This window comes from Alloacidobacterium dinghuense (genome assembly GCF_014274465.1).
Lineage (GTDB): Bacteria > Acidobacteriota > Terriglobia > Terriglobales > Acidobacteriaceae > Alloacidobacterium > Alloacidobacterium dinghuense.
Window position 1 is genome coordinate 4,312,025 of record NZ_CP060394.1, and the last position, 24,774, is coordinate 4,336,798.

The following is a 24,774-nucleotide window of genomic DNA, read 5'->3' on the forward strand; positions in this document are numbered from 1 at the left end:
GATACGAGCCCTGTTAAAAGTTTTCAGTTTCGGTCGGCAGCGGAATGTCCGCTTCGTCCAGGCCTTCGTCGTCGTCGTCGTAACGGCCAAAGCTCGCAGCCGCCAGAGTGGCCGAAGGCAGAATGCTCGTCGGTCCAGGCACTGCGTTACCGTGCTCGTCGATCTTCATGCCGAGCGAAAGACCCATCTGCGCAAGAATTTCCTTGATCTCGTTCAGGGACTTGCGGCCGAAGTTCTTGGTCTTCAGCATCTCGGCTTCGGTCTTCTGCACCAGCTCGCCGATGGTCTGGATATTGGCGTTCTTCAGGCAGTTGTAGCTGCGAACGCTAAGCTCCAGTTCTTCGACCGAGCGGTTCAGATTGTCGTTCCGCAGCAACGTGCGGCCTTCTTCAGCCTGCGCCTCAGCTTCGATCTCTTCCTCGAAGTTGATGAAGATGCTCATGTGGTCCTTGAGCAGCTTCGCCGCGAGGCCAATCGAATCGGCTGGAAGCACGGTGCCGTTGGTCCAGACTTCGAGCGTGAGCTTGTCGTAATCAGTAATCTGACCGAGACGAGCAGCCTCAACCGTGTAGTTCACCTTGCGCACCGGTGAGTGAACCGAATCGACCGGGATGAAACCAATGCCGAGATCGGAGTCAAAGTTCTTGTCAGCGGAGATGTAGCCACGGCCGCGCTTCAAGCGCATTTCCATGTCCAGCTTGCCGCCTTCGCTGACGGTTGCGATGTAGATGTCCTTGTCGAGAATTTCCACGTCGCCATCGGCTTCGATCATGCCCGAGGTCACGACTCCCGGCGTCTCAGCGCGCAGATAGAGCGCCTTCGGGCCTTCGCCGTTTAACTTGAAGGGAATCTGCTTCAAGTTCAGGATGATGTCGGTTGCGTCTTCGACGACTCCAGTGATGGACTGGAACTCGTGCAGCACGCCCTCGATCTTGACTGCGGTGACAGCAGCGCCTTCGATGGACGAAAGCAGGGTGCGGCGCAGCGCATTGCCAATGGTGGTTCCGAAGCCGCGCTCAAAGGGCTGAGCGCTAAACTTCCCATACTTCTCTGTCAGCGAATCGCTATCGACCGCCAACCGTTTCGGCTTTTGAAATCCTCTCCAAAGCATATCTTTATCGCTCTCCAACACAGGGCCGCGAAGCATTTTGCAGCGTCTGCGTTATTTTCTCCGTTGATTGAATTTTCACCGCATTGCTGCGATGTACATCTTTCGAGCCTTGCTCGAAAACTCGTTTACAAAGTCGCGCGTCATTCTGAGCGAAGCGAAGAATCTCAAGAACTCTAAATCCGTTGAGATTCTTCCTCCCGTTGGTCGTCAGAATGACGGCTTCCGGGAGTCTGCGTTCTCAGCGATTACTTGCTGTACAGTTCGACGATCAGCTGTTCGTTGACCGGCAGGTTCACGTCCTCGCGCTTCGGCAGCGACAGCACCTTGCCCGACAGGTTCGCATGATCGACCGAGAGCCATGCCGGAGCCGGCTGGTGGCTGGCGAACTCACGCGAGGTCTCAAGCACTGTCAGCTTCTGGCTGTTCGGACGGATCTTGATTTCATCGCCCACGCTCACCTGGAACGAAGGGATGTTCACTTTGCGGCCATTCACTTCCACATGCCCGTGGCGAACGATTTGGCGAGCCAGACGGCGCGATGTTGCGAAACCAAGACGGTAGGCAACGTTGTCCAGGCGGCACTCAAGCTGCTGGATGAGGCGCTGGCCGGTAACGCCCTGCGCGCGCGAAGCCTTCTCATAGTACTCGCGGAACTGACCTTCGAGGGTGAAATAGATGCGTTTCGCCTTCTGCTTTTCGCGAAGCTGCAGGCCGTAGCCTACGATCTTCGCCTTGCGGTCGCGACCATGCTGGCCGGGGGCAAAATTACGCTTCTCAATGGCGCACTTGTCAGAAAAGCACTTGGTGCCCTTCAGAAAAAGCTTGGTGCCTTCGCGACGGCAAAGGCGGCAGACTGCTCCGGTATAACGTGCCAATTCTCTTCTCCTAATTTCAGAGGCCGACCGGTTTACGCGCAGGCAGGCGCTTCATCCCAGTCCAAACCTTTTTATTTTATCGTAGTTTCACTGCATAAGCGAATGCCCACGCGGTGAAACGCAACTTACACTCTGCGACGCTTCGGCGGACGACAGCCGTTGTGCGGAATCGGGGTAACGTCGCGGATGGAGCGGACTTCAATGCCAGCCGCTGCCAGCGCACGTACCGCAGATTCGCGGCCCGACCCGGGACCGGCGACGCGGACATCAACCGAGCGCAGACCGTGATCGCGCGCCTGGTTGGCGGCGTTGATGGCTGCCTGCTGCGCGGCGAACGGGGTGCCCTTACGCGAGCCACGGAAGCCGAGCGAGCCCGAACTCTTCCACGAGATGGTGTTGCCCTGACCGTCGGTGATCGTCACGATGGTGTTGTTGAACGAAGCCTGAATGTAGACCAGACCGTACGGCACATTCTTGCGCTCGCGCTTCTTGAACTTCTTGTTCTTGGTGGCGGCCTTTCCGCCAGCGCCCTGCTGTGCTTTTGCCATTAGGTCTTCGCCGTCGCTTTCTTCTTGTTCGCTACCGTGCCCTTACGCGGCCCCTTACGGGTGCGTGCATTGGTGTGTGTGCGCTGCCCGCGCGTGGGGAGACCACGGCGGTGACGCAGTCCACGATAAGACTGAATGTCGATGAGCCGCTTAATGTGCATCGAGACGTCTTTGCGAAGGTCACCTTCGACATCGCCTTCATTCTCGATTACCTGGCGGATGCGGTTTACCTCGTCTTCGCCGAGATCCTGGATCTTCTTGAACGGATCAACGTTCGCAGCTCCAAGGATGCGCAGCGCACGCGGGTTGCCGATCCCGTAGATGTAAGTGAGCGCGATCCGAGCCTGCTTGTTGCGGGGCAGATCGACGCCAGCAATACGTGCCATGCTTGTCCTTCTCTATGTTGCCCCAGAAACTCCGGGGCGGCTAAGCCGGTCTGATTTCAGACCGGCGTTTCTGACAGGCTTTTTGTTTGAATCTTGGGGTTCATCGCAAGCCTTTCCTGGCTAACTAGCCCCACCGCTTTCAGATTCTTGCCTGTCTGGATCAGACGCCTAGGCCTTAACCCTGGCGCTGCTTATGCTTTGAGTTCTCGCAGATCACGCGCACCACACCACGGCGGTGAATGATCTTGCACTTGTCACAAATCTTCTTTACCGATGCACGAACCTTCATTGACTGCTCCCTTACTTGTAACGATAGACGATGCGCCCGCGCGTCAAATCGTATGGGCTGAGTTCTACCGCGACCCGGTCTCCCGGGAGAATGCGAATAAAGTTCTTTCGCATGCGGCCTGAGACGTGCGCCAGAACCTGGTGCTTGTTCTCAAGCTCGACTTTAAACATGGCGTTTGGCAACGTCTCAAGGACCGTTGCCATTACCTCAATCGCGTCTTCCTTCGACAATCAGATATCCCGATTCCGCCTGCCTTCCGCAGGCCTCGCCTCAAAAACTTACTGCGTCAAAACCACAGAGCTCACTGCGTCAGAACAACAGCGCCTTCAGCCGTAACCGCTACCGTGTGCTCAAAATGTGCGCTCAAACTTCCGTCTTCCGTCACCGCAGTCCACCCGTCGCTCAGCACCTGCACACCAGGCTTGCCTGAGTTCACCATCGGCTCGATGCAGAGCACCATGCCTTCGCGCAGCTTCAAACCCTGTCCACGGCGGCCATAATTCGGCACCTGCGGATCTTCATGCAGCCGTGTACCAATCCCGTGTCCAACAAACTCCCGCACTACGCTGAAGCCGTCGGCCTCCACTACTTCCTGCACCGCAGCGCCGATATCGCCTAAGAATGCACCCGGCTTCACTGCGCGGATGCCGTTTTCGAGCGATGCCTTCGTGACTTCCAGAAGGCGCTGCGTCTTCGGCGCAATTTTTTCACCTACTGGCACGGTGATCGCCGAATCACCGTAAAACCCATCGATGATCACACCGGTGTCAATCGAGACGATATCGCCCTCGCGCAACACACGGTTCGCAGATGGAATGCCGTGCACCACTTCGCTATTGACCGACGTGCACAGCACAGCAGGATATCCACGATACCCTTTGAACGCTGGCGTCGCGCCCATCTCTTCCATCTTGGCGGCGGCTACGTTCTCCAGATCCATGGTCGTCGCGCCCGGCTTCACAAAGCCGCTCACGTAGTCCAGAATCTCGCGAACTACCGTTCCGCTGCGCCGCATCTTCTCAACTTCTTGCGGTGTTTTAATCATGATCGCCATCGGCCGGTCATCCCCTCAAACGCAGAACAGCAGCCATCACTGCAGCTGCAACTGCGTCCACCGGCTGTTCTCCGTCCACTTCCTCAAACCGTCCCAGAGCACGGTAATGCTCCACGACCGGAGCTGTCAGCGACTCATAGGTCCGCATCCGCTCTTCAAAAACTTCTTCCGTGTCGTCTGATCGCCGCGCCAGAGGCGTGCCGTCGAGATCACATTTCTCATCGACCTTCGGCGGCTGCAAGTAGATGTTATAGCTGCTCTTGCAGACTGGACAGGTGCGCCTGCCGGTAATACGGCGCAGTAACTGAGTATACCCTACTTTAATGCTGACAGCAATGACCGGAAGGCTGCCCGGTGGCGCCGCCAGGTACGAATCCAGCCACTCTGCCTGTCCCAGAGTGCGCGGGAAACCATCCAGAATGTAGCCGTTGGCGGTATCGGGCCGCAGCAGGCGGTCGGCGACCATGTCATTGACCAGATCGTCGGAGACCAACTCACCCCGGTCCATGATGGCCTTGGCTTTTTTGCCCAGTTCCGTGCCGCCGGAGACATTGGAACGGAGGATATCGCCGGTTGAAATCTGTGGAATACCCCAGGCTCCCATGATGGCCTGGGCCTGGGTTCCTTTGCCGACTCCGGGTGCTCCGAGTAGAAGAATGGGACCGGGGTTGACGCGCATGGTTTTCCCGTCCGCCGTCCGCTTCTCAATCACCGCAACAGACACTTACCAGGCCCGCCTTCCGCGGATGCGTCCGCTCCGCGGGGAGAAGCCTTCATAATGGCGCATGATGAGCTGCGATTCCACCTGGTTGACGGTGTCCATGGCTACGCCGACAACGATCAGCAGCGAAGTTCCACCGAAGTAGAAATTAAAGCCGAGACCGTTGGTCACCCACAGCGGTAGACGTTCAAAAAGCGGCCCAATCAACCAGAGATGGTTCAGGTGGATACCGCTGATGAGAATCTGCGGGATGATCGAAATGACGATCAGGTACAACGCGCCCACCAGCGTAATGCGGGTCAGGATATCGTTGATGAAATCCGATGTCCGCTTGCCCGGACGGATCCCGGGAATAAAACCGCCGTACTTGCGCATATTGTCAGCGATGTCATCGGGACGGAAGACGATCGAGATGTAGAAATATGCGAAGAAGACGATAGCTACCATATATAAAAGCTCATACCATGGCTCGCCGGCATGCAACGCGTCAAAGACACGTGTGAGGAATGCGCTGTTGCGAACGAAATTCGCCTGCGCAAAAAGCAGTGGAGCCGACAAAACCGACGCTGCGAAGATGACCGGCATAACGCCCCCGGAATTCACCTTCAGGGGCAGGTGTGTCGATTGACCGCCCATCAGCCTGCGACCGACGATACGCTTGGCATACTGCACCGGGATACGGCGTTCGCTGCGCTCGACGAAAACGATGAAGGCCACGACGGCAATCATGGCGGCAACCAGCAGAATCAGCGCCGGAACCGTAAAAGCGCCGAACTTCTCCGCCTTGGCGGTGTCAACTAATTCTCCGATTGCCCGCGGCAGGCCTACGACAATACCGGCGAAGATGAGCAAGCTCATGCCGTTGCCGACGCCGCGATCGGTAATCTGCTCGCCCAGCCACATGATGAATGCCGTACCAGTGGTCAGCGTGAGCACCGTCATAATGACGAAGCCGGCGCCAGGATTTAGCACCAGTTGCAAGTCGCCCGAGCCATGCAACAGAGTCAGAGCAATCGCAAGCGACTGTACAATGCCCAGCACAACGGTCAGGTAACGCGTCCACTGCGTTATCTTCCGCCGCCCCAACTCGCCTTCTTTCTGCAGGCGCGCCAGCGGCTCATAGACCACCGTCAGCAGCTGGAAAATAATGGATGCCGTGATGTACGGCATGATCCCCAGAGCGAAAACGGTGAGTCGGCGCAAATTGCCGCCGCTGAATAAGTTCACGAGACCAAGCGAGCTACCGGCCTGCGAGTCGAAGAAATGTTCGAGCGCTGTGGCATTCACTCCTGGAGTGGGAATGAATGCGCCAAGGCGGTAAACGGCAAGCATCGCCATCGTGAACAGGACTCGCTTGCGCAGGTCAGGGATGCGGAAGATGTTGGCGAATTTCTCAAACATGAAGATTCAGGTTCCCACTCGAGCCTCTTCGCGAGGCCCCTCGCCTTACGCTACCAGAATTGCCTTGCCGCCCGCCTTCTCGATTTTTTCCTGAGCGGACTTCGAGAACTTGTGCGCGTGGACGGTGATCGCTTTGGTCAGCTCGCCGTTGCCCAGAACCTTGAGCAGGCCCTCGTGCTTCTTGATCAGACCCTTGGCCGCGAAGAACTCGATGGTCAGCTCGGTCTCGCCCAGTTCCACCAGGCGGTCGAGGTTCAGAACCGTGTATTCGGTGCGGAAGATGTTGGTGAAGCCGCGCTTCGGCAAACGGCGGTGCAGCGGCATCTGGCCGCCTTCAAAACCGCGCATCAGGCTCGAACCCGAGCGGGAACCCTGTCCCTTGTGTCCACGGGTCGAGGTCTTACCCATGCCGGAGCCCATACCACGGCCGACACGCTTCTTGTTGCTGTTCGCCTTCTTCGGCGCTCTGAGATTGGAAAGATTCATGATGTCCTCGCTATACGCCGGGCAGGCTTGCCCTGACCGACTCGCTTTTAAATTGCTGGCTTACGCCAGATTCAATGCGCCGTGAGGCGCGTTCGCCTGAACGGCTAGTTCTCGACGATCCGTACAAGATGGGGCACAGCATTGACCATGCCACGAATCGACGGCGTATCCTCACGCTCGACAACCTGGTTCAGGCGAGTAAAACCGAGGCCCTTGACGACCTTCTTGTGCTTCACGGGAGCCTGAATGAACGAGCGGTAGTACTGAATCTTGATCTTTGCCTTGGTTTCGGCCATGACTTATAACTCCTGTACCTGCTTGCCGCGGAGCGCTGCCACTTCCTCGCGATCGCGCAGCTGAACGAGGGCGTCGAAGGTCGCCTTGATCACGTTGTGTGGGTTGGCAGTGCCGAGGCTCTTGGTGAGAACGTTCTGCACGCCAGCCGAGGTCATCACCGCGCGCACTGCGCCGCCAGCGATCACGCCCGTACCTTCCGGAGCCGGCTTCAACAGCACGTGGCCCGAACCGTAGCGGCCCAGTACCTGGTGCGGAATTGTTGTTTCCGTCAGGTTGATGCGGACCAGGTTCTTCTTGGCCGCTTCAATGCCCTTGCGGATTGCCTGCGGCACTTCCTTCGCTTTGCCCGAGCCATAGCCTACGACACCGGCACCCGGATCGCCCACGACGACCAGCGCGGCAAAGGACATGTTCTTGCCGCCCTTGACGACCTTGGTCACGCGGTTGATCGCGACAACCTGATCCTTCAGGTTGTACTGTCCGGCATCCAGTTTCTTTTTCAGTGTTGCCATTCGCTTCCTGATTTCCTTCTGGCGAGGCCTTAGGCCGCGCCTAAAACTTTTAGAACTCGAGACCGGCTTCCCGCGCCGCATCGGCCAGGGCCTTGATGCGTCCGTGATAGAGATAACCGCCGCGATCAAAGACAACCTTCTTGATGCCCTTTTCCTGCGCGCGCTCAGCCACCAGCTTGCCAATTTCCTTCGCCGCTGCAATGTTGCCGCCGGTCTTCAGCTTGGCTGCCTTCGTCGACGCGGAAACCACGGTGACACCCTTGGAGTCGTCGATGACCTGGGCATAGATGTGGTTCAGCGAGCGGTAGACATTGAGGCGCGGACGCTCTGGAGTACCAGTCATCTTCTCGCGGATGCGCGTGTGAATGCGCTGGCGAATTTCGTTTCTGTTGATCTGCGTAATCATTTCTCGTCTTCCTTCCTAACAGCGGAGCCGCCCTGCGGGTCCGTTCGGTTATCGATTCAGCTAGCGTCGAGATCCTTCGTCGCGCTTTGCGCTCCTCAGGATAATCGCGCGAGGCTCAAACGCCTCGCAAACGCGATTACTTCGCTCCAGTCTTGCCAACCTTCTTCTTCAGCTTCTCGTCCGAGTAACGCACTCCCTTGTTCTTGTACGGATCGGGCTTGCGCAACGAGCGCATATCAGCAGCTATCTGGCCGACCTTCTGGCGATCGATACCGCTGACGGTAATGCGGGTCTGCTTGGGATCAATCGCCACCGTGATGCCGGTGGGCAGCGGAAATTCAATCGGGTGCGAATAGCCAAGCGTGAACACCACGGTGTCCTTACCCTTCAACTCAACACGGTAACCGATGCCGACGATGTCCAGATCCTTCGACCAACCCTTGGTCACGCCTTCGACAGCGTTGGCCACCAGAGCGCGTGTCAGACCATGAATCGCAGCCTGCGAATCGCTTTCACGGCTGGCAACGATATGCCCGTCTTCCGTCTCCAGCTTGATGCCGGAAGGAATCACCTGCTCAACCTTGCCCTTCGGGCCTTCGACAACGATGGTATTGCCCTTGACGCTGTACTTCACGCCCTGCGGCAACGGAATCGGCTTCTTACCAATACGCGACATTTCAAATCCTTTACGGCTTGCGAGTCCCGGATTTTTGATCCGTTCCACTGCAGCCAGCGAGCTTTTCGCCCGCCCAACTTTATTCCTGCATTCGCGCCAACGGCGCGACCCATATCATCCGCTCAGGCAAGAACGGCGCCAAAGGCGCGTCCGCCCGATGCGGCCAGCATCACCAGACTTCGCAGAGGATTTCGCCGCCTACGCCTTCTTTACGTGCCTGACGGCCGGTCATGACGCCGCGAGGCGTGGTCATGATGCTGATGCCAAGTCCACCCTGTACGCGCTTGATCTCGTCGCGACCGATGTAGACACGGCAGCCCGGGCGCGAAACGCGAGCGAGGTCGCGGATAGCAGCTTCGTTGTTGGCGCCGTACTTGAGGTACACGCGCAGCACATTGCGGCCATTCTCTTCAGCGGCCTTGTAGTTGGCGATATAGCCCTCTTCCTTCAGAATGCGGGCGATCTCGGTCTTCAGCTTCGAGGCCGGAACATCCAGCTTCTGGTGGCGCGCGCGGATCGAATTCCGCAAGCGCGTCAGGAAATCTGCTACTGGATCGGTAAAGCTCATCGTTTCTCCTTCATCCCCCGTTCGCTCTGCGATAGCAGAGAACCTGCGGGAATGTCTTGGCGTTGAGCATTGTGCTCAAACGCGAATTTGTTAGGCGCTGCAAGGCGCGTATCGCTGGACGCGCAGTCCTACCAGCTGGACTTAACTACGCCGGGGATCTCTCCCTTGAGAGCCAACCCACGGAAGCACAGACGGCAGACGCCGAACTTGCGCAGATACGCGCGCGGGCGTCCGCACAGCTTGCAGCGGTTGTGCTGGCGAGAAGAAAACTTCGGCTTGCGGGCGTCTTTTACTCTTTTTGCGGTCGTTGCCATATTTCTTAGATCCTCTACTTCCTTACGCCGTCTGGCGGAACGGCATGCCAAACTGCTTGAGCAGCGCGCGCGCCGAATTGTCGTCCTGGGCCGAGGTCACAATCGTGACGTTCATGCCCTTCAGCTTGTCGACCTTCGCGTAATCGATCTCAGCGAAGATCAGCTGGTCGCGCAGGCCAAGCGTGTAGTTGCCACGGCCGTCAAAGCTCTTCGTCGAAACTCCGCGGAAATCGCGAACACGGGGCAGCGCTACGGAAATCAGACGGTCGAGGAACTCGTACATCGCATCGCCGCGCAGCGTGACCATCGCGCCAATCGACATGCCCTCGCGCACCTTGAAGGCAGCAATGGATTTCTTCGCCTTGGTCAGCACCGGCTTCTGACCGGTGATCGAGGCGAGGTCGGCCACGAGCGGGTCGATCATCTTCGAGTTCTGCGTCGATTCGCCCAGACCCATATTCAGAACGATCTTCTCGAGGCGCGGAACCGCCATCGTGTTCTCAAGACCCAGCTCCTTCTGGAGCGCGCCCTTGATTTCCTTCTGATACTTCTCTTTCAGTCTTGCTGCCATTTGCTTCTTCTCTTTTCTTCTCCGGTCTCGGGTTAGCATTTCGCCGTTTACCGTTACGGAGGGTAATCGATTTGCGCCATTCAGGCGCGATCGTCTGGACCAGTCCTACTTCTTTTTCGGCGCTAACGTCTGTCCGCACTTCTTGCACACGCGAACTTTCGTGTCGCCTTCAAACTTGTGTCCCACGCGGGTTGGACCGCAGCTCGGGCAAACCAGAGCCACGTTTGAAAGGTGGATCGGAGCTTCCTGCTCGGCGATGCCGCCCTTGATGTTCCGCTGCGGATTCGGGCGGACATTCTTCTTGATCATCCGCACATGCTCGACGAGGATACGGTTTTCATCAGGCACGACGCGCAGCACGCGGCCGCGCTTGCCCTTATCGGTGCCTGCGATCACTTCCACCTGGTCATTGCGCTGTATGTTCAAACTCATACGATTCCCTTTACTTGCCGGGCTGAATTAAAGAACTTCAGGAGCCAGCGAAACAATCTTCAAAAACTTCTTCTCGCGCAGTTCGCGAGCAACTGGGCCAAACACGCGCGTTCCGACCGGCTCACCGGCTTCGTTGATCAGCACGGCGGCGTTCGTGTCGAAGCGGATGTAGGTTCCGTCGCGGCGGCGCGTTTCTTTACGCGTGCGGACCACAACGGCCTTCACCACTTTGCCCTTTTTCACCTGGCCATCGGGCGAGGCTTCCTTCACCGCGGCTGTGATGACATCGCCAAGACCGGCCTTCTTGCCGCTTGCGCCACCCAGCGGCAGAATCATTTGCAGTTTGCGGGCGCCGGAGTTGTCGGCCACCTCAAGCATGGTTCTCATCTGCACTGCCATCGTAGTTCTCCACCTTCCAGGGCTTCGCGGTACTACTGCTCTCGCCCTCTTGCTCTGCTCGCGCTATCTCGGCGCTCGCTCCGCAATTCACCCGTTACTAAATTCAAAAGCGGCGCTTACTCAGCGACCGGTGCTGCTGCTTCTACTTGTGCCAGCGCGGAGCGGCGGACAATCTCTTCCAGCTGCCAGCGCTTCAGCTTGCTTAGCGGACGGGTCTCGCGAATGCGGACCACGTCGCCCACGCGCGCCGAGTTCTGTTCGTCATGCGCATAGAACTTCTTGCTGCTCTTCACGATGCGCTTGTACTTCGGATGCGCCTTGCGCATCTCTACTTCCACGACGATGGTCTTCTGCATCTTGGTCGAAACGACCTGGCCGACCTTCTCGTTGCGGCGCGATTCTACTGTGGCTTCGCTCTTTACTTCAGTCATGGCTTAGCGAGCCTCCTTCTTGGTCTTCTTTGCCTTCGCGGCCTTCACCGGCGCTGCCGATTCCGCCTTCGGAGCCTCGCCATGCAGCTTCAGCTCGCGCTCGCGCGAAATCGTCTTGATGCGAGCGATATCTTTCTTCAGCCCGCGCAGCTTCTTTACGCCTTCACTCTGGCCGAGCTTCATCTGGAAGCGCAGGCGAAACAGCTGTTCAGCCGCCTTGTGCTCTTCGACGTTGAGCTCGGTGTCGCTCAGATTGCGAATCTTTTCGAGTTCCATCTCTTCTTCGTCTTCTCTCCGGGACAGCGGGCTAATGCAACCCGAGTCTCCCTGAATCTGTTGGCCTTACTTCGCTGCGACCACAGCCTTGACCGTATGACGCTGAACAAAACGCGTCTTGAGCGGCAGCTTGTTCGAAGCCAGGCGCATGGCTTCCTGCGCGATCTCCGGCGCTACACCTTCCATCTCGAACAGGATCTTGCCTGGACGCACAACCGCGGACCAGTGATCGAGCGGACCCTTGCCCGAACCCATTCGAACTTCGGCCGGCTTCTTCGTGACCGGCTTGTCCGGAAAGACGCGCAGCCAGACTTTGCCGCCACGCTTGATGAAGCGCGTCATCGCAATACGGCTGGCCTCGATCTGGCGGTCTGTAATATAACCGCACTCCATGACCTTCAGGCCGAAATCGCCGAACGACAGCTCAGAGCCGCGCCATGCCTTGCCGCGCATCTTGCCCTTCTGCTGCTTGCGATACTTGACCTTCTTTGGCATCAACATAATGAAACCCTCAACTAGCTTTCAGCGAATCGCATCGCTGGGTGCCCCATCCTGACGAAGTCAGGGCGGGATCTAAAATACCGACGTACCCACCGCAGCCTGCGGCTCACGCCGTCTCTGCTGGTAAATGTCTCCGCGATAGATCCAAGCCTTCACGCCGATCACGCCATACGTCGTGCGCGCTTCGGCAAAGCCGTAGTCAATGTCCGCGCGCAGCGTGTGCAGCGGCAGACGACCCTGCAGATACCACTCGGAACGGGCGATTTCGTTGCCGTTCAAGCGGCCCGAGACGCGAACCTTGATACCCTTGCAGCCGAAACGCAGCGCCGAATCGACGGACTTGCGCATCGCGCGACGGAAGCCGACACGCTTCTCCAACTGCAGGGCGATGTTCTCGGCTACCAGCTGCGCATCGAGCTCAGGCTTGTTGACTTCAAGAATATCGATGAAAACATCACGGTTGGTGCGCTTCTGCAACTCAACCTTGAGCTTCTCGATCTCAGCGCCCTTGCGGCCGATGATAATGCCCGGACGCGCGGTGCGGATGATGATCCGCAGCTTGTTGCCCGGACGTTCGACCTCGACCGAGCTGACGCCGGCGGCCTTCAGCTTGTCCTTGAGCTCTTTCTTGAGCTTGACGTCTTCGACAAGGAGCTTGTCATAGTCGCGCTCGCTGAACCAGCGCGAACGCCACGGCTTGTTGATACCAATCCGAAATCCGTAAGGATGGACTTTCTGTCCCATAGTTCCCTCTAATTCCTACCTTTTAGGGTTGTGACTTCGCGCCTTTGGCTCTCGTCCCTACCCTCTCGCTTTGCTCGCGCTACTCGGCGCTCGCTCCGCGATTCACCTACTTCTTCGCAGCCTTCTTGGCAGGCGATTTCTTCGCTGCCGGCTTCTTTGTCGCAGTCTTCTTGGCTGCGGCCTTCTTTACAGGAGCCTTCTTCTTGGCGGGCTTCGCCGCGGCAGACGCTTCCGCGTCGACTGTCTGGACCAGACCGTCCTGCTTGCGCTCAGCCACGGAGATCACGATGTGGGCCAGGCGGCGCTGATAGCGATAAGCACGGCCCATTGGCGCCGGGCGGATACGCTTCATACGCGGGCCTTCATTGGCAATCGCATTCTTCACGTAGAGGTTGTCCACATCCACGTCGAGCCCCTGCTCCTGGCTCAGATAGTTGGCGTTCTGCAGCGCGGAGCGCAGCACCTTCTCAACCAGCGGAGCAACAGCCTTTTTGGTGAACGCGACTGTATTCAGCGCTTCTTCCACCCCGCGGCCCTTGATCAGATCGAGCACCAGCCGCGCCTTCTGCGGCGATACCCGCTGAAACTTGGCTTCAGCCCGAAATTCCCGTGTGTCCAATTGCATTGGCTTGCCTCTAATCCTTCTAAAACTTCGCGTTTACCGCGGCTTCGCCGACGATTCCGCGGCCTTCGCCGAGTGACCCTTAAATGTGCGCGTGGCCGCAAACTCACCCAGCTTGTGTCCCACCATGTTTTCCGTCACGTACACCGGCACAAACTTCTTGCCGTTGTGCACCGCGATTGTGTGTCCCACAAAATCAGGGTGGATCGTCGAGCGACGCGACCAGGTGCGGACGACCTTCTTATCGTTCGCCTGGTTCAACGCATCAATCTTCACCGTCAGGTGGGTATCAATAAACGGGCCTTTTTTCGTCGACCGTGCCATCAGGAATCCTCTTCGCTCTTACTTGCTGTAGCGGCTGACGATGAATGCGTCGGTCCGCTTGTTGTTGCGCGTCTTGTAGCCGCGTGTCGGCTGGCCCCACGGGGTCACCGGATGACGTCCGCCTGAGGTCTTGCCCTCACCACCACCGTGCGGGTGATCGACCGGGTTCATCGAGACACCGCGGTTCGTAGGACGGATACCCTTCCAGCGATTGCGTCCGGCCTTGCCGATCGTCACGTTCTCGTGATCGGTGTTGCCCACCTGGCCAATCGTCGCCATGCACTCCACCAGCACTTTGCGGGTTTCGCCGGAAGGCAGCTTCAGCAGCGCGTAGTCGCCTTCCTTGGCCACCAGCTGCGCTGAAGAACCAGCCGAGCGCACCATCTGCGCGCCCTTGCCCGGACGAAGCTCCACATTGTGCACCGTCGTACCGGCAGGAATGTTTTTGAGCGGCAGCGCGTTGCCGACGAGGATGTCGGCCTCGGGACCGCTCATCACGGTCTGTCCAACCTTCAGCCCAACCGGCTGCAGGATGTAGCGCTTCTCGCCGTCCGCGTAGCTGATTAAAGCAATTCGGGAGGACCGGTTCGGATCGTACTCAATCGTTGCCACCTTGCCCGGAACGCCATACTTGTTGCGCTTGAAGTCGATCAAACGCAGCTTCTGCTTGTGGCCGCCGCCGTGGTGACGAATGGTCAGGTCGCCCGAGTTGCGGCGTCCGCCGGTGCGCTGCTTGATCTGAAGCAGCGGCTTATACGGCTTGTCCGTCGTGATGTCGTCATTCACCAGCGTGGTCTGAAACCGCAGCGATGGTGTGATCGGTCTGTATGTCTTGATCGGCATCGTTATCTTCTCTCTCGCCGCCAGCTCACTTCAGCCAGCGTTTGCTCAGATAGCTTTCTCCTGAGCAGCAATCCATCTTTTCGTAACCAGAGTCGTTCTTCTGACTACAGGTTGTTCACGTAATCCGGCATCTTCTCGCCCGACTTCAGGCGCACATACGCCTTCTTCCAGTCGGGGCGGAAACCGGCAAACTTACCGCGACGGCGCTCTTTGCCGGCAACAGTGGCCGTGCGCACAGCGGACACCTTCACCTTGAAGAGAGCCTCGACTGCCTGCTTCACTTCGGTCTTGGTCGCCTTCGCGGCTACTTCAAAAACCAGCGTTCCTTCAGTTTCCTTAACGCCCAGTCCCTTTTCGGTGATCAGCGGGCGGCGAATGACTGTATACGTTGTCGGCATTAGGCCACCTCCGCCTTTCTACGTTTTGAAACCGTCTTCTTGAGGTCCGCCTGCAGCTGTTCGAGTGCAGGCCGCGAGAAGATCGCGCGCTCATAGCGCAGCAGATCGTACGGATGCACTTCGTTGTTCAGCATCAGCTCTACACCCTTAAGATTGCGCGCGCCGAGAACCACATTTGGGCTCAGCTCCTTGCTGTTCTCAACCAGCAGGGCGGTCTTCTTGGCTTCGAGCTTGTTGAGCGCCTGACGGTACAGCTTCGTCTTGGGCTCGCTCAGCTCAAAGCTCTCGACGACCGTGATCTTGCCGTCCTGCAGCTTTGCGGCAAGCGCTGAGCGGAGCGCGCCCAGCAGCTTCTTCTTGGGGAAGGCATAGTCATAGGAGCGGGGCTGCGGTCCGTGCACCGTGCCGCCATGCCGCCACAGAGGCGAACGCACCGAGCCGATACGCGCGCGGCCCGTGCCCTTCTGCTTCCAGAGCTTCTTGCCCGAACCGGAAACCAGCTTGCGATTTTTCGTCGCCGCCGTTCCCTGGCGCAGCGAAGCACGATAGTGCTTCACCGCTTCCCACAGAAGCGCCTCGTTTACCTCGCTCGGCGCAAAGACTTCATCAGCCAGCTCCAGCGAGCCAACCTTCTGTCCACCGAGATCGAATACGTCAATGTTTGCCATCGTTTTTCTCTTTCAGCCTGAGACCTTTGTCTCAGCCCTAAAGCGTCTTGCTAACTAGGCGGCCATCAGGCCGCGTGTTCGCTGGACGCGCAGTCCTATTTCTTCTTTGCTGAAGCCTTCTTTGAAGCCTTCAGAGGATCGACCGTGCCCGAACCCGCGAATCCGCGGCGCTCGCGCGGCGGAGCCTTCGCCTTCGAGATCAGCACATAGCCGTCGCGAGGACCCGGTACCGCACCTTCGACCATGATCAGGTTCTCTTCAATATCGATCCCGCGAATACGCAGGTTGCGAACCGTCACGCGATCCACGCCCATGTGACCCGGCATGCGCTGCCCGGGAAACACGCGCGAAGGAAACGACGATGCGCCGATCGAGCCCTGCACCTGGAACATGTGTCCGTGCGACTTGGGACCGCCGCCGAAATTGTGGCGGCGAACAACGCCGGCAAATCCACGGCCCTTGCTCGTACCCACAACGTCGACATACTTCTCGTCGGAGAAGATATCGACCAGGACCTTATCGCCGGCCTTGACAGCGCCATTCGAGGACTCCTCGCCCTCGGCAGGCTTCTTCGCAGCGACTTCCACCGGAACTTCCTTCAGAAGCTTCACCGGAGGAACGTTGTTCTTGGCAAAGTGTCCCTGCAGGGGCTTCGTTACTTTCGAAGCCTTCACGAACTCGACCAGTCCAATCTGGGCTGCGTCGTAGCCGTCCTTCGCAGCCGTCTTAAGCTGTGTAATCACGCAAGGACCGGCCTGCAGGACGGTGATCGGGTGAACTTCACCCTTCTCATCGAACACCTGCGTCATACCGATCTTCTTGCCTAAAATCCCTGTAACTGACATCGTCTTCTCTCCCCATCATGTCTGCGCAACCTCCGCAGCCACTGAAGGTTTTTCTTAACTTGCCGTGGCTTTCTAGCGCCGCAAGGCGCAATCGCCTGGACGGCTAGTCCTATTTTTCGAAAGCCTTGATCTCGACGTCCACACCGGCAGGAAGATCGAGCTTCATCAGGGCATCGACCGTCTGCTGGGTCGGCTCGAGAATGTCGATCAGCCGCTTGTGCGTACGGATCTCGAAAGCTTCACGCGATTTCTTGTCGACGTGCGGCGAACGCAGCACGCAATACTTGTTCTTCACTGTCGGCAACGGAATCGGCCCGGCTACCTGCGCGCCCGTACGCTTCGCGGTGTCTACAATCTCGCCCGTCGAAGTGTCGAGTACGCGGTAGTCATAAGCCTTCAGCCGAATGCGAATTCTCTGTCCAACCATCTCGTGTCAATCTTCCTGTGGGTCAGCAGTTCATCCCGCCAACCCACTCACTTTTATGCGCCGCAAGGCGGCGATTGCCCGACGCGGCCAGCGTCTACTGCAAGATCTCGGTAATGGTGCCGGCGCCCACCGTGCGTCCGCCTTCGCGGATCGCAAACCTCAGGCCCTTCTCCATCGCCACCGGGGTATGCAGCTCGATCTCGAGCGAAATGTTGTCGCCCGGCATCACCATCTCCGTACCCGCCGGCAGATGCGCCGATCCGGTCACGTCCGTCGTGCGGAAGTAGAACTGCGGACGGTAGCCGTTGAAAAACGGCGTATGACGGCCACCTTCTTCCTTCGACAGCACGTAGATCTCACCCTTGAACTTCGTGTGCGGCGTGATCGACGCCGTCTTGGCCAGCACCATGCCGCGCTCGACGTCTTCCTTAGGAATACCGCGCAGCAGAAGCCCAGCGTTGTCGCCAGCCAGACCTTCATCCAGCTGCTTCTTGAACATTTCCACGCCCGTCACAACCGTCTTTCTGGTCTCGCGGAAACCGACGATTTCTACTTCCTCGCCCACCTTCACCTTGCCGCGCTCAATACGGCCCGTCACCACCGTGCCACGGCCGGATCGAGAAGATGTCTTCGATCGGCATCAGGAAGGGCTGGTCAATCGCACGCGCGAGGAACGTTCTTGTCCACCGCCTCCATCAGCTCGTCGATCTTCGCTTCCCACTGCGCTTCGCCGTTCAGGGCTCCCAGAGCCGAGCCGCGAACCACCGGCACATCGTCGCCGGGGAAGTTGTACTTCGACAGCAACTCGCGCACTTCCATCTCGACCAGGTCGATCAGTTCCGGATCCTCAACCGCATCGCACTTGTTCAGGAACACCACGATGTACGGCACGCCTACCTGGCGGGCCAGCAGCACGTGCTCCTTGGTCTGCGGCATCGGGCCATCGGTCGCTGCAACGACCAGAATCGCGCCGTCCATCTGCGCCGCGCCCGTGATCATGTTCTTGATGTAGTCGGCGTGGCCGGGGCAATCGACGTGCGCGTAGTGACGGTTCCCCGTCTCATACTCGACGTGCGCCGTTGCGATCGTGATGCCGCGCTCGCGCTCTTCCGGAGCGTTGTCAATCGTGTCAAACGAGCGGAACTTGTTGTTCGGGTTGTGCTTCGACAACACCTTCGTGATCGCCGCCGTCAACGTCGTCTTCCCGTGATCGATATGCCCAATCGTCCCCACATTCACGTGCGGCTTCGACCGGTCAAATTTCTCCTTCGCCATTGCCTTGTTCCTCTCTCGTATTCCTGCTAATGCTCTTCTTCACCAGGCCTCAATGAGGCCCAGCCATTTCCAAACTTTTACTTTCCCTGATTGCGTCCGATGATCTCTTCGGAAATCATGCGCGGCGCTTCTTCATAGCGGGCAAACTGCATCGAGTACGAAGCGCGTCCCTGCGTCGATGAGCGGATATCGTTCACGTATCCGAACATCTCCTTCAACGGAACCATCGCCTTGATCACCTGCGAACCGCCCGTGTGCTCCATGCCCTCGATGCGTCCGCGGCGCGAGTTGATGTCGCCGATGATCGTCCCCATGTGCTCTTCCGGAACCGTGACTTCAACCGCCATCACCGGCTCAAGCAGCACAGGACTCGCCTTCTTCGCGGCTTCCTTGAAGGCCATCGAACCGGCAATCTTGAAGGCCATTTCGTTCGAATCGACATCGTGATAGCTGCCGTCGAAGAGCGTCGCCTTGAAGTCGACCATCTCGTAGCCAGCCAGTACGCCATTGTGCAGCGCCTCGCGGATACCCTGCTCGGTCGGCTTGATGTATTCCTTGGGAACAACACCGCCACGGATCGCGTCGATGAACTCAAAGCCCTTGCCCGGCTCGTTCGGCTCCAGGCGAATCTTGACGTGCCCGTAGTTACCCGAACCGCCGGTCTGGCGAATGTACTTGCCTTCCGCCTCGGCAGGCTTGCGGATCGTCTCGCGGAACGCAACCTTCGGCTCGCCCACGTTCGCCTCAACCTTGTGCTCACGCTTCATACGGTCGACAAGAATTTCGAGGTGCAACTCGCCCATGCCGCTGATGATCGTCTGACCGGAATCTTCGTCCGTGTGAACTTTGAACGTCGGATCCTCATCCGCCAGCCGCGCCAGCGCAAGCCCCATCTTCTCCTGGTCAGCTTTTGTCTTCGGTTCGACCGCGACGTGGATAACAGGGGCGGGAAAAGTGATAGCACTCAGCGCAATGGGATGCTGCGGCGTGCACAGCGTATCGCCCGTCTTGAGTTCCTTCAGGCCCACGCAAGCGCAAATGTCGCCGGCATAGATCTCGGTAATATCTTCACGCTTGTTCGCGTGCATCTTCACCAGTCGCCCCACACGCTCGGTCTTGCCCGTGCGCGGATTCAAAACCGTGTCGCCCGTCTTCAACGAACCCGAGTAGAGGCGGATAAAGCTCAGCTTGCCGAACGGGTCGTTGATCAGCTTGAATGCCAGCGCGGAGAAAGGTGCATCATCCTTAGCTTCACGGACAAGAATCACCGAATGATCGGCAGGATCGATACCCTCAACCGCAGGCACATCGAGCGGGCTCGGCAGATAATCCACCACCGCGTCGAGCAGCGTCTGCACGCCCTTGTTCTTGAAGGCCGAACCGCACATCACCGGGAAGACCTTCATGCCAATCGTGGCATTACGAAGCGCCTTCTTCAGCTCTTCCGGAGTCGGCGTCTCGCCTTCCAGGAATTTGTGCAGCATGTCGTCGTCGTTCTCGGCGACCGTCTCGATCAGCTGCATGCGGAAGGCTTCCGCCTTCTTCACCAGATCAGCCGGAACCGGCTCGACTGAATACTTCGCGCCCATCGTTTCGTCGTGCCACACAATAGCGCGCATCTCGATGAGATCGACAACACCTTTGAAATTCGCTTCCGCACCAATCGGGATCTGGATCGCAACCGGACGAGCGCCAAGGCGCTTGCGAATGGTCTCAATCACATGCTCGAAATCGGCACCGGCCTTGTCCATCTTGTTGACAAAGCAAATGCGCGGAACCTTGTACTTGTCACCCTGCCGCCAGACGGTTTCCGTCTGCGGCTGCACACCCGATACAGAGTCAAACAACGCAACCGCACCATCAAGCACGCGCAGCGAACGCTCGACTTCAGCGGTGAAGTCAACGTGACCCGGCGTATCGATGATGTTGATACGGATGTTGTTCCAGGTGCAGGTCGTCGCAGCGGACGTGATCGTAATACCACGCTCCTGCTCCTGCTCCATGTAGTCCATCGTCGCCGTGCCTTCATGCACTTCGCCGATGCGGTGCGTAATGCCTGTGTAGAACAGAATGCGCTCAGTCGTAGTCGTCTTCCCGGCGTCGATATGCGCCATGATTCCGATGTTCCGGCAACGATTTAACGGTACTTGGCGAGCCACTGTCTCTTCTCTCTAGTTCTCTCAGGCCTTACCAGCCCAAGGTTCAAATTTCATTCGGGAGCAGCTTTCAGCTCCCAACTTTTAACCACTTTCCTTCATCAACCCAGACCTGGCGCGCAAAGCGCGCGTCCGCCTAGACGGCCAATCCTACCAGCGGTAGTGCGCGAAGGCCTTGTTGGCTTCGGCCATGCGGTGAACGTCTTCCTTCTTCTTCATCGCAGCGCCGCGGCCATTGGCTGCATCGAGCAGTTCATTGGTCAGCTTGTCGATCATGCCCTTTTCGCCACGCGCACGGCCATAGGTCACCAGCCAGCGAATCGCCAGCGAGGTGCGACGCTCCGGGTTCACTTCGATCGGCACCTGATAGTTGGCGCCGCCGACGCGGCGGGTCTTCACTTCGAGCAGCGGCTTGCAATTCTCGACTGCCTTCTTGAAGAGCTTCAGCGCTTCGTCGCCGCCCTTTTGCTCCAGGTTCGTCATGGCGGTGTAGAAGATGCCCTGCGCGGTCGACTTCTTGCCGCCCCACATCATCGAGTTAACGAACTTCGTGACCAGCGTTGAGTTGTAGACCGGATCGGCTGCAACTTCCCGCTTCGCAATGTGACCTTTTCTCGGCATAAACCTTTAACCTTGCGTTTCTAAACTTTGGTGGATCCTTCACGCTTTGCGCTCAGGACAGCCGCGCGAACGCGGCTACTTTTTGCCCGGAGCAGCTCCGCCCTTGGCGCGCTTCGCACCGTACTTCGAGCGGCTTTGCGTACGCTTCACCACGCCGACCGAGTCGAGCGTGCCGCGCACAATGTGGTAACGCACACCCGGCAGATCCTTCACACGGCCGCCGCGGATGAGCACAATCGAGTGCTCCTGCAGGTTGTGGCCTTCGCCCGGAATGTACGACGTGACTTCAATGCCATTGGTCAGGCGGACACGGGCTACCTTGCGGAGCGCCGAGTTCGGCTTCTTCGGCGTCTGCGTGTAAACACGGGTGCAGACTCCGCGGCGCTGCGGCGATCCCTGCAATGCAGGCGATGCCGTCTTATAATTCGGCGCCGTGCGCCCTTTTCTCACGAGCTGACTGAATGTAGGCAATCCAAACTCCTTACCAACTCAAAAACTCTTTTACCGCCTGACGCGACACCACCGCTCGCGCACGATTCGTGACAGCGCAAAATCCGCCATCAGCCCGCGCGAAGTCCGGTGTTGCTTCGCGTCTGCACTGCTTCAATCCCAGACGAGAATCAGGACGGTGGCCGCACGTTCCTCTGTCCCGCATAATCGGGAACGAAAGAAAGCCGACTCCGTTTCGCTGATTCCGGCCTGCATAGTCCTTCAAGGTGAAGGGGGTCGCAGGCACCGATGCGATTCGCCCATCTCATGAGAATGATGGGGTTCGCAGATACCGTATCCGCCAGTCCTTAGTTTCTCCGACTGGCCTTACTGCGAAGCTTTTTAGGTCGTGGCTGCTCTCCGGATAAGACGCACACGAAGAGCACTCTCATGGAACCTTCTAAGAGTACCAAGTACCTTTATTTGAGTCAACAAACCCCGCAAAAATTCACAATTTTCGCGTGTTCTTAGCGCTCTTAACGGTAGTTTAGCACCTTTAAGTGTGCGAATGGACCCTGAAATTGCTGGTCCGGAGGCTGCCTTTGCTGGTGCAGAGGGAGACTGCCTAGGGCTTACCTCCCCCTCCCCGGGGTGGGCGTTTCGTTTTGTTTTATTTTCAATCGTTTACGGGGGGATCATCCCCCGCTAGATCATTGACTTGATTAGGGTTAGGTACTTTCTAGTGTTTTCAATCACTTAGCGGGGGATCCCCTTTCCCTACAGAAAAACGTCGCAGATTGCGGCGTCTTCTCTCCAGAAACTTCCCACTTATATCCAGAATAGCAGGTTTGGCGAGAAAACACGCCAAACTGATTTCGCTTGCAAGTAGCTTTATTTGAATAGCTTACGCGTGCCAACGCAGGCGATGGGACTTGACAGCGAATTCTGCCAATTCCATGAATAGCGTCAGCGGCCTTTATTCCTTCGCTGTCTGCTACTATCCCGCATTATGTCCCTTCGCAAGCCGATTGTGTTCCTCGCCTGTCTTTTGTCAGGCGCTACCGCTCTCGCCCAGACACCGGCCGCTGCCCCGGCAAAAGATCCGCGCATCGGCCAGATCATTTCCCAACTCGAAGCGGTTCGCGCTCCCCGACAGACCGCGATTTCCCCCAACAGCAACTGGGTAGCATGGGTCGTGCGTGCGGAGGAAGGTCGGGGTTCCGTGATCGAAGCTGCGCCGGTCAGCAATCCGTCGTCTACCTTCCAGGTCACGGCCTGCGCAGAGGGCAAGCAGGGCGAGGAGAATGAGATCGCCTGGTCACCGGATTCGAAAACGCTGGCCTTCTTCTCCGATTGCAACAGCGAGCATCAGCAGGGGCTTTACCTTGAAGAGCCAGCGGCGAAGACTCCGGCGCGGCGCCTGACGACATTCCATGGATATGCGGATTCCCCGCAGTGGTCGTCGGACGGGAAATTTATCGGCTTGCTTTATGTTGAAGGGGCGACTCGTCCCTCCGGAGCGCTTGCCGCAATGAAGCCGCCAGCGGGAGTGATTGGAGTTGAGGGACTTGAAATTCAGCGCGTCGCCGTTGTGGATACTGCCTCGGGAGACCTCTCCCAAATCACGCCTGCCAACCTGCATGTCTATGAGTTCAACTGGTCTCGGGATTCGAAGAAACTGGCGTACATTGCTGCGCAACCTCCGGGAGAGAACAACTGGTGGGTCGCCAAGCTCTATACGCAGCCATTTATGCCGGGAACAAAGCCTTTTGCGGGAGGCCGCGCCACGTTCGACCCGAGCATAGTAGTTGATCCAACCACCGGCCACAGCCCCGTCTTCGGCCTGCAACTCGCCGTTCCTCGTTGGTCGCCTGACGGCTCGCAGATCGCCTTTATCGCAGGATTGATGTCCGATCAGGGCTCAACTGGCGGCGATCTCTACGTGGTTCCTGCAACTGGAGGGGAGCCGATCAACATGACTCCCGGGCAGACTGCTACAACCAGTTGGATTTCCTGGCCCAGACCCGGTGAAATTCAATACTCAGCCATTCGTGGAGGCTCCAGCGAGTTCAATACTCTGGTACTCGATAGGCCCACCGATACGGTCAAGCAGCACACCGTTCTCAATTTTCAATTTCCAGCCAACATCGGTGATGGACGGCTCATGATGAGTCTCTCAGATGGAGGTGGTGATTTCGCCTTCATCAAGAGTTCATTCTCTGAAGCACCAGAGGTTTGGGTCGCCAGAGACGTCGATGGGGAATGCGCGAAAGACTGCTATGAATTCCAGCAGATCACCCATTACAACGACAACCTGAAGCCCTCGTGGGGCAAATCCGAGTCTGTAACTTGGAAAAACGACGGCTATGACGTGCAGGGCTGGCTGCTCTACCCTGCCAATTACGATCCGGCAAAGAAATATCCGCTGATTGTTATGGTTCATGGCGGACCGTCGGCAGCGGCGACGCCGCACTGGCCGGGAGCCGGCTTTGGGGCAGCGCCATTCTCTGCGCTCGGCTACTTTGTGCTTGAGCCGAACCCGCGCGGCAGCTACGGACAGGGCGAGAAGTTCACCCAGGCCAATCGCAAGGACTTCGGCTATGGCGACCTGCGGGACATTCTTGCCGGGGTCCATACCGTGGCCAATAAATACTCGGTCGATCCGGAACGCGTCGGGATCACTGGCTGGAGCTATGGCGGATTTATGACCATGTTCGCGGTTACGCAGACGAACCGCTTCCGCGCGGCCGTGGCCGGCGCGGGCATCGCCAACTGGCAGAGCTACTATGGCGAAAACTCCATCGACCAATGGATGATCCCGTTCTTTGGCGCATCGGTTTATGACGATCCGGCTGTTTACGCTAAGAGTTCAGCCATTAACTTCATCCATAAGGTCAAGACGCCTACGCTTGTGGTTGTGGGCGACCGCGATGGCGAATGCCCGATGCCGCAATCCTTTGAATTCTGGCATGCGCTGCGCGATCAGCATGTGCCGACGCAACTGGTCGTCTATCCCAATGAAGGCCATCACTTTGTCTCGCGCGATCATCAACGCGACGTGCTGGAACGCGCACTGAGTTGGTTCGAGCAATACATGCCAGCGCAATGACCTGATAGCGAACAAGATAATGCCCGGTCACAGGCCGGGCATTATCTTTGGATCCGTCA

Annotated in this window: 34 protein-coding genes and 1 pseudogene; 1 reads left to right on the forward strand and 34 read right to left on the reverse strand. The window is 58.0% G+C overall.

The window, feature by feature from the left end:
• Positions 1-13 precede the first annotated feature (13 nt).
• The 34 genes and pseudogenes from H7849_RS17745 to rpsL form a co-directional block, all read right to left on the reverse strand.
• The gene (locus tag H7849_RS17745; protein WP_186741189.1) at positions 14-1,111 is read right to left on the reverse strand and encodes a DNA-directed RNA polymerase subunit alpha; all 1,098 of its coding nucleotides are present in this window, start codon (positions 1,109-1,111) and stop codon (positions 14-16) included.
• A 245-nt stretch (positions 1,112-1,356) separates the two neighbouring features.
• Positions 1,357-1,986, reverse strand: coding sequence for a 30S ribosomal protein S4 (gene rpsD / locus H7849_RS17750; RefSeq protein ID WP_186741191.1), 630 nt, complete (start codon positions 1,984-1,986; stop codon positions 1,357-1,359).
• 125 nt (positions 1,987-2,111) lie between these two features.
• Positions 2,112-2,534 carry a 30S ribosomal protein S11 gene (rpsK, locus tag H7849_RS17755; protein WP_186741193.1) on the reverse strand — a complete coding sequence of 141 codons (423 nt, stop codon included), beginning with the start codon at positions 2,532-2,534 and terminating at the stop codon, positions 2,112-2,114.
• On the reverse strand, positions 2,534-2,920 hold the full coding sequence (gene rpsM, locus H7849_RS17760; protein ID WP_186741195.1) for a 30S ribosomal protein S13: 387 nt from the start codon (positions 2,918-2,920) through the stop codon (positions 2,534-2,536). The genes rpsK and rpsM overlap by 1 nt, the downstream gene beginning before the upstream one ends.
• A 175-nt stretch (positions 2,921-3,095) precedes the next feature.
• Complete coding sequence (gene rpmJ / locus H7849_RS17765) at positions 3,096-3,209, reverse strand: 50S ribosomal protein L36 (protein WP_081823653.1); 114 nt, start codon at positions 3,207-3,209, stop codon at positions 3,096-3,098.
• Between the two features lie 11 nt (positions 3,210-3,220).
• Positions 3,221-3,439 carry a translation initiation factor IF-1 gene (gene infA, locus H7849_RS17770; RefSeq protein WP_026442745.1) on the reverse strand — a complete coding sequence of 73 codons (219 nt, stop codon included), beginning with the start codon at positions 3,437-3,439 and terminating at the stop codon, positions 3,221-3,223.
• Positions 3,440-3,510: 71 nt separating this feature from the next.
• Positions 3,511-4,263, reverse strand: coding sequence for a type I methionyl aminopeptidase (gene map / locus H7849_RS17775; protein WP_186741197.1), 753 nt, complete (start codon positions 4,261-4,263; stop codon positions 3,511-3,513).
• A 7-nt stretch (positions 4,264-4,270) separates the two neighbouring features.
• Positions 4,271-4,987 carry an adenylate kinase gene (locus H7849_RS17780; RefSeq protein ID WP_349627430.1) on the reverse strand — a complete coding sequence of 239 codons (717 nt, stop codon included), beginning with the start codon at positions 4,985-4,987 and terminating at the stop codon, positions 4,271-4,273.
• Positions 4,988-6,385: a preprotein translocase subunit SecY gene (gene secY, locus H7849_RS17785; RefSeq protein WP_186741199.1), complete on the reverse strand. Its 1,398-nt coding sequence runs from the start codon at positions 6,383-6,385 to the stop codon at positions 4,988-4,990.
• A 45-nt stretch (positions 6,386-6,430) separates the two neighbouring features.
• Entirely contained in the window at positions 6,431-6,871 is a 441-nt protein-coding gene (gene rplO / locus H7849_RS17790) for a 50S ribosomal protein L15 (RefSeq protein WP_186741201.1), read from the reverse strand.
• Positions 6,872-6,975: 104 nt separating this feature from the next.
• A complete protein-coding gene (rpmD, locus tag H7849_RS17795; protein ID WP_186741202.1) occupies positions 6,976-7,167 on the reverse strand; it encodes a 50S ribosomal protein L30 in 192 nt (63 codons plus the stop codon).
• A gap of 3 nt (positions 7,168-7,170) precedes the next feature.
• Positions 7,171-7,680 (reverse strand): 30S ribosomal protein S5, encoded by a 510-nt coding sequence (rpsE, locus tag H7849_RS17800; RefSeq protein ID WP_222439678.1) that lies wholly within the window; start codon positions 7,678-7,680, stop codon positions 7,171-7,173.
• A gap of 49 nt (positions 7,681-7,729) precedes the next feature.
• On the reverse strand, positions 7,730-8,086 hold the full coding sequence (gene rplR / locus H7849_RS17805; RefSeq protein ID WP_186741204.1) for a 50S ribosomal protein L18: 357 nt from the start codon (positions 8,084-8,086) through the stop codon (positions 7,730-7,732).
• A gap of 136 nt (positions 8,087-8,222) precedes the next feature.
• Positions 8,223-8,762, reverse strand: a complete 540-nt coding sequence (gene rplF / locus H7849_RS17810; protein WP_186741206.1) for a 50S ribosomal protein L6 — start codon at positions 8,760-8,762, stop codon at positions 8,223-8,225.
• A 169-nt stretch (positions 8,763-8,931) separates the two neighbouring features.
• The gene (gene rpsH / locus H7849_RS17815) at positions 8,932-9,330 is read right to left on the reverse strand and encodes a 30S ribosomal protein S8 (RefSeq protein WP_186741207.1); all 399 of its coding nucleotides are present in this window, start codon (positions 9,328-9,330) and stop codon (positions 8,932-8,934) included.
• Positions 9,331-9,458: 128 nt separating this feature from the next.
• Entirely contained in the window at positions 9,459-9,644 is a 186-nt protein-coding gene (locus tag H7849_RS17820) for a type Z 30S ribosomal protein S14 (RefSeq protein ID WP_186741209.1), read from the reverse strand.
• A gap of 22 nt (positions 9,645-9,666) precedes the next feature.
• Positions 9,667-10,215, reverse strand: a complete 549-nt coding sequence (gene rplE, locus H7849_RS17825) for a 50S ribosomal protein L5 (RefSeq protein WP_186741211.1) — start codon at positions 10,213-10,215, stop codon at positions 9,667-9,669.
• A gap of 105 nt (positions 10,216-10,320) precedes the next feature.
• Positions 10,321-10,647, reverse strand: a complete 327-nt coding sequence (gene rplX, locus H7849_RS17830) for a 50S ribosomal protein L24 (RefSeq protein WP_186741213.1) — start codon at positions 10,645-10,647, stop codon at positions 10,321-10,323.
• 27 nt (positions 10,648-10,674) lie between these two features.
• The gene (gene rplN, locus H7849_RS17835) at positions 10,675-11,046 is read right to left on the reverse strand and encodes a 50S ribosomal protein L14 (protein ID WP_186741215.1); all 372 of its coding nucleotides are present in this window, start codon (positions 11,044-11,046) and stop codon (positions 10,675-10,677) included.
• 116 nt (positions 11,047-11,162) lie between these two features.
• The gene (rpsQ, locus tag H7849_RS17840) at positions 11,163-11,477 is read right to left on the reverse strand and encodes a 30S ribosomal protein S17 (protein WP_186741217.1); all 315 of its coding nucleotides are present in this window, start codon (positions 11,475-11,477) and stop codon (positions 11,163-11,165) included.
• Between the two features lie 3 nt (positions 11,478-11,480).
• Positions 11,481-11,753: a 50S ribosomal protein L29 gene (rpmC, locus tag H7849_RS17845; protein ID WP_186741219.1), complete on the reverse strand. Its 273-nt coding sequence runs from the start codon at positions 11,751-11,753 to the stop codon at positions 11,481-11,483.
• Positions 11,754-11,819: 66 nt separating this feature from the next.
• Positions 11,820-12,254 carry a 50S ribosomal protein L16 gene (gene rplP, locus H7849_RS17850; protein ID WP_186741221.1) on the reverse strand — a complete coding sequence of 145 codons (435 nt, stop codon included), beginning with the start codon at positions 12,252-12,254 and terminating at the stop codon, positions 11,820-11,822.
• Positions 12,255-12,326: 72 nt separating this feature from the next.
• Complete coding sequence (rpsC, locus tag H7849_RS17855; RefSeq protein WP_186741223.1) at positions 12,327-12,998, reverse strand: 30S ribosomal protein S3; 672 nt, start codon at positions 12,996-12,998, stop codon at positions 12,327-12,329.
• A 106-nt stretch (positions 12,999-13,104) separates the two neighbouring features.
• Positions 13,105-13,623 (reverse strand): 50S ribosomal protein L22, encoded by a 519-nt coding sequence (rplV, locus tag H7849_RS17860; RefSeq protein WP_186741225.1) that lies wholly within the window; start codon positions 13,621-13,623, stop codon positions 13,105-13,107.
• A 33-nt stretch (positions 13,624-13,656) separates the two neighbouring features.
• A complete protein-coding gene (gene rpsS, locus H7849_RS17865; RefSeq protein ID WP_158749670.1) occupies positions 13,657-13,944 on the reverse strand; it encodes a 30S ribosomal protein S19 in 288 nt (95 codons plus the stop codon).
• An 18-nt stretch (positions 13,945-13,962) separates the two neighbouring features.
• Positions 13,963-14,787, reverse strand: a complete 825-nt coding sequence (rplB, locus tag H7849_RS17870; RefSeq protein WP_186741226.1) for a 50S ribosomal protein L2 — start codon at positions 14,785-14,787, stop codon at positions 13,963-13,965.
• Positions 14,788-14,891: 104 nt separating this feature from the next.
• Positions 14,892-15,185 (reverse strand): 50S ribosomal protein L23, encoded by a 294-nt coding sequence (locus tag H7849_RS17875; RefSeq protein WP_186741228.1) that lies wholly within the window; start codon positions 15,183-15,185, stop codon positions 14,892-14,894.
• Positions 15,185-15,853: a 50S ribosomal protein L4 gene (rplD, locus tag H7849_RS17880; RefSeq protein ID WP_186741230.1), complete on the reverse strand. Its 669-nt coding sequence runs from the start codon at positions 15,851-15,853 to the stop codon at positions 15,185-15,187. The genes H7849_RS17875 and rplD overlap by 1 nt, the downstream gene beginning before the upstream one ends.
• Positions 15,854-15,948: 95 nt before the next feature.
• On the reverse strand, positions 15,949-16,698 hold the full coding sequence (rplC, locus tag H7849_RS17885; protein ID WP_186741232.1) for a 50S ribosomal protein L3: 750 nt from the start codon (positions 16,696-16,698) through the stop codon (positions 15,949-15,951).
• Positions 16,699-16,807: 109 nt separating this feature from the next.
• Positions 16,808-17,125 carry a 30S ribosomal protein S10 gene (gene rpsJ, locus H7849_RS17890; RefSeq protein WP_050059838.1) on the reverse strand — a complete coding sequence of 106 codons (318 nt, stop codon included), beginning with the start codon at positions 17,123-17,125 and terminating at the stop codon, positions 16,808-16,810.
• Positions 17,126-17,219: 94 nt separating this feature from the next.
• Positions 17,220-18,400, reverse strand: a pseudogene (gene tuf, locus H7849_RS17895) (elongation factor Tu).
• Positions 18,401-18,477: 77 nt separating this feature from the next.
• Positions 18,478-20,559 carry an elongation factor G gene (gene fusA / locus H7849_RS17900; RefSeq protein ID WP_186741234.1) on the reverse strand — a complete coding sequence of 694 codons (2,082 nt, stop codon included), beginning with the start codon at positions 20,557-20,559 and terminating at the stop codon, positions 18,478-18,480.
• A gap of 147 nt (positions 20,560-20,706) precedes the next feature.
• Complete coding sequence (rpsG, locus tag H7849_RS17905; RefSeq protein ID WP_186741236.1) at positions 20,707-21,177, reverse strand: 30S ribosomal protein S7; 471 nt, start codon at positions 21,175-21,177, stop codon at positions 20,707-20,709.
• 75 nt (positions 21,178-21,252) lie between these two features.
• Entirely contained in the window at positions 21,253-21,648 is a 396-nt protein-coding gene (gene rpsL / locus H7849_RS17910; protein WP_186741238.1) for a 30S ribosomal protein S12, read from the reverse strand.
• A gap of 967 nt (positions 21,649-22,615) precedes the next feature.
• Between rpsL and H7849_RS17915 the strand changes: the two genes are divergently transcribed.
• Positions 22,616-24,715 (forward strand): S9 family peptidase, encoded by a 2,100-nt coding sequence (locus H7849_RS17915; protein WP_186741240.1) that lies wholly within the window; start codon positions 22,616-22,618, stop codon positions 24,713-24,715.
• Positions 24,716-24,774 lie beyond the last annotated feature (59 nt).

Bases quoted from the DNA above. Each gene is read 5' to 3' on its own strand.
- H7849_RS17745 (WP_186741189.1), bottom strand. From the start codon at position 1,111: ATGCTTTGGAGAGGATTTCAAAAGCCGAAACGGTTGGCGGTCGATAGC.
- rpsK (WP_186741193.1), bottom strand. From the start codon at position 2,534: ATGGCAAAAGCACAGCAGGGCGCTGGCGGAAAGGCCGCCACCAAGAAC.
- rpsM (WP_186741195.1), bottom strand. From the start codon at position 2,920: ATGGCACGTATTGCTGGCGTCGATCTGCCCCGCAACAAGCAGGCTCGG.
- rpmJ (WP_081823653.1), bottom strand. From the start codon at position 3,209: ATGAAGGTTCGTGCATCGGTAAAGAAGATTTGTGACAAGTGCAAGATC.
- map (WP_186741197.1), bottom strand. From the start codon at position 4,263: ATGGCGATCATGATTAAAACACCGCAAGAAGTTGAGAAGATGCGGCGC.
- secY (WP_186741199.1), bottom strand. From the start codon at position 6,385: ATGTTTGAGAAATTCGCCAACATCTTCCGCATCCCTGACCTGCGCAAG.
- rplO (WP_186741201.1), bottom strand. From the start codon at position 6,871: ATGAATCTTTCCAATCTCAGAGCGCCGAAGAAGGCGAACAGCAACAAG.
- rpmD (WP_186741202.1), bottom strand. From the start codon at position 7,167: ATGGCCGAAACCAAGGCAAAGATCAAGATTCAGTACTACCGCTCGTTC.
- rpsE (WP_222439678.1), bottom strand. From the start codon at position 7,680: ATGGCAACACTGAAAAAGAAACTGGATGCCGGACAGTACAACCTGAAG.
- rplR (WP_186741204.1), bottom strand. From the start codon at position 8,086: ATGATTACGCAGATCAACAGAAACGAAATTCGCCAGCGCATTCACACG.
- rplF (WP_186741206.1), bottom strand. From the start codon at position 8,762: ATGTCGCGTATTGGTAAGAAGCCGATTCCGTTGCCGCAGGGCGTGAAG.
- rpsH (WP_186741207.1), bottom strand. From the start codon at position 9,330: ATGAGCTTTACCGATCCAGTAGCAGATTTCCTGACGCGCTTGCGGAAT.
- H7849_RS17820 (WP_186741209.1), bottom strand. From the start codon at position 9,644: ATGGCAACGACCGCAAAAAGAGTAAAAGACGCCCGCAAGCCGAAGTTT.
- rplE (WP_186741211.1), bottom strand. From the start codon at position 10,215: ATGGCAGCAAGACTGAAAGAGAAGTATCAGAAGGAAATCAAGGGCGCG.
- rplX (WP_186741213.1), bottom strand. From the start codon at position 10,647: ATGAGTTTGAACATACAGCGCAATGACCAGGTGGAAGTGATCGCAGGC.
- rplN (WP_186741215.1), bottom strand. From the start codon at position 11,046: ATGGCAGTGCAGATGAGAACCATGCTTGAGGTGGCCGACAACTCCGGC.
- rpsQ (WP_186741217.1), bottom strand. From the start codon at position 11,477: ATGACTGAAGTAAAGAGCGAAGCCACAGTAGAATCGCGCCGCAACGAG.
- rpmC (WP_186741219.1), bottom strand. From the start codon at position 11,753: ATGGAACTCGAAAAGATTCGCAATCTGAGCGACACCGAGCTCAACGTC.
- rplP (WP_186741221.1), bottom strand. From the start codon at position 12,254: ATGTTGATGCCAAAGAAGGTCAAGTATCGCAAGCAGCAGAAGGGCAAG.
- rpsC (WP_186741223.1), bottom strand. From the start codon at position 12,998: ATGGGACAGAAAGTCCATCCTTACGGATTTCGGATTGGTATCAACAAG.
- rplV (WP_186741225.1), bottom strand. From the start codon at position 13,623: ATGCAATTGGACACACGGGAATTTCGGGCTGAAGCCAAGTTTCAGCGG.
- rpsS (WP_158749670.1), bottom strand. From the start codon at position 13,944: ATGGCACGGTCGACGAAAAAAGGCCCGTTTATTGATACCCACCTGACG.
- rplB (WP_186741226.1), bottom strand. From the start codon at position 14,787: ATGCCGATCAAGACATACAGACCGATCACACCATCGCTGCGGTTTCAG.
- H7849_RS17875 (WP_186741228.1), bottom strand. From the start codon at position 15,185: ATGCCGACAACGTATACAGTCATTCGCCGCCCGCTGATCACCGAAAAG.
- rplD (WP_186741230.1), bottom strand. From the start codon at position 15,853: ATGGCAAACATTGACGTATTCGATCTCGGTGGACAGAAGGTTGGCTCG.
- rplC (WP_186741232.1), bottom strand. From the start codon at position 16,698: ATGTCAGTTACAGGGATTTTAGGCAAGAAGATCGGTATGACGCAGGTG.
- rpsJ (WP_050059838.1), bottom strand. From the start codon at position 17,125: ATGGTTGGACAGAGAATTCGCATTCGGCTGAAGGCTTATGACTACCGC.
- rpsG (WP_186741236.1), bottom strand. From the start codon at position 21,177: ATGCCGAGAAAAGGTCACATTGCGAAGCGGGAAGTTGCAGCCGATCCG.
- H7849_RS17915 (WP_186741240.1), top strand. From the start codon at position 22,616: ATGTCCCTTCGCAAGCCGATTGTGTTCCTCGCCTGTCTTTTGTCAGGC.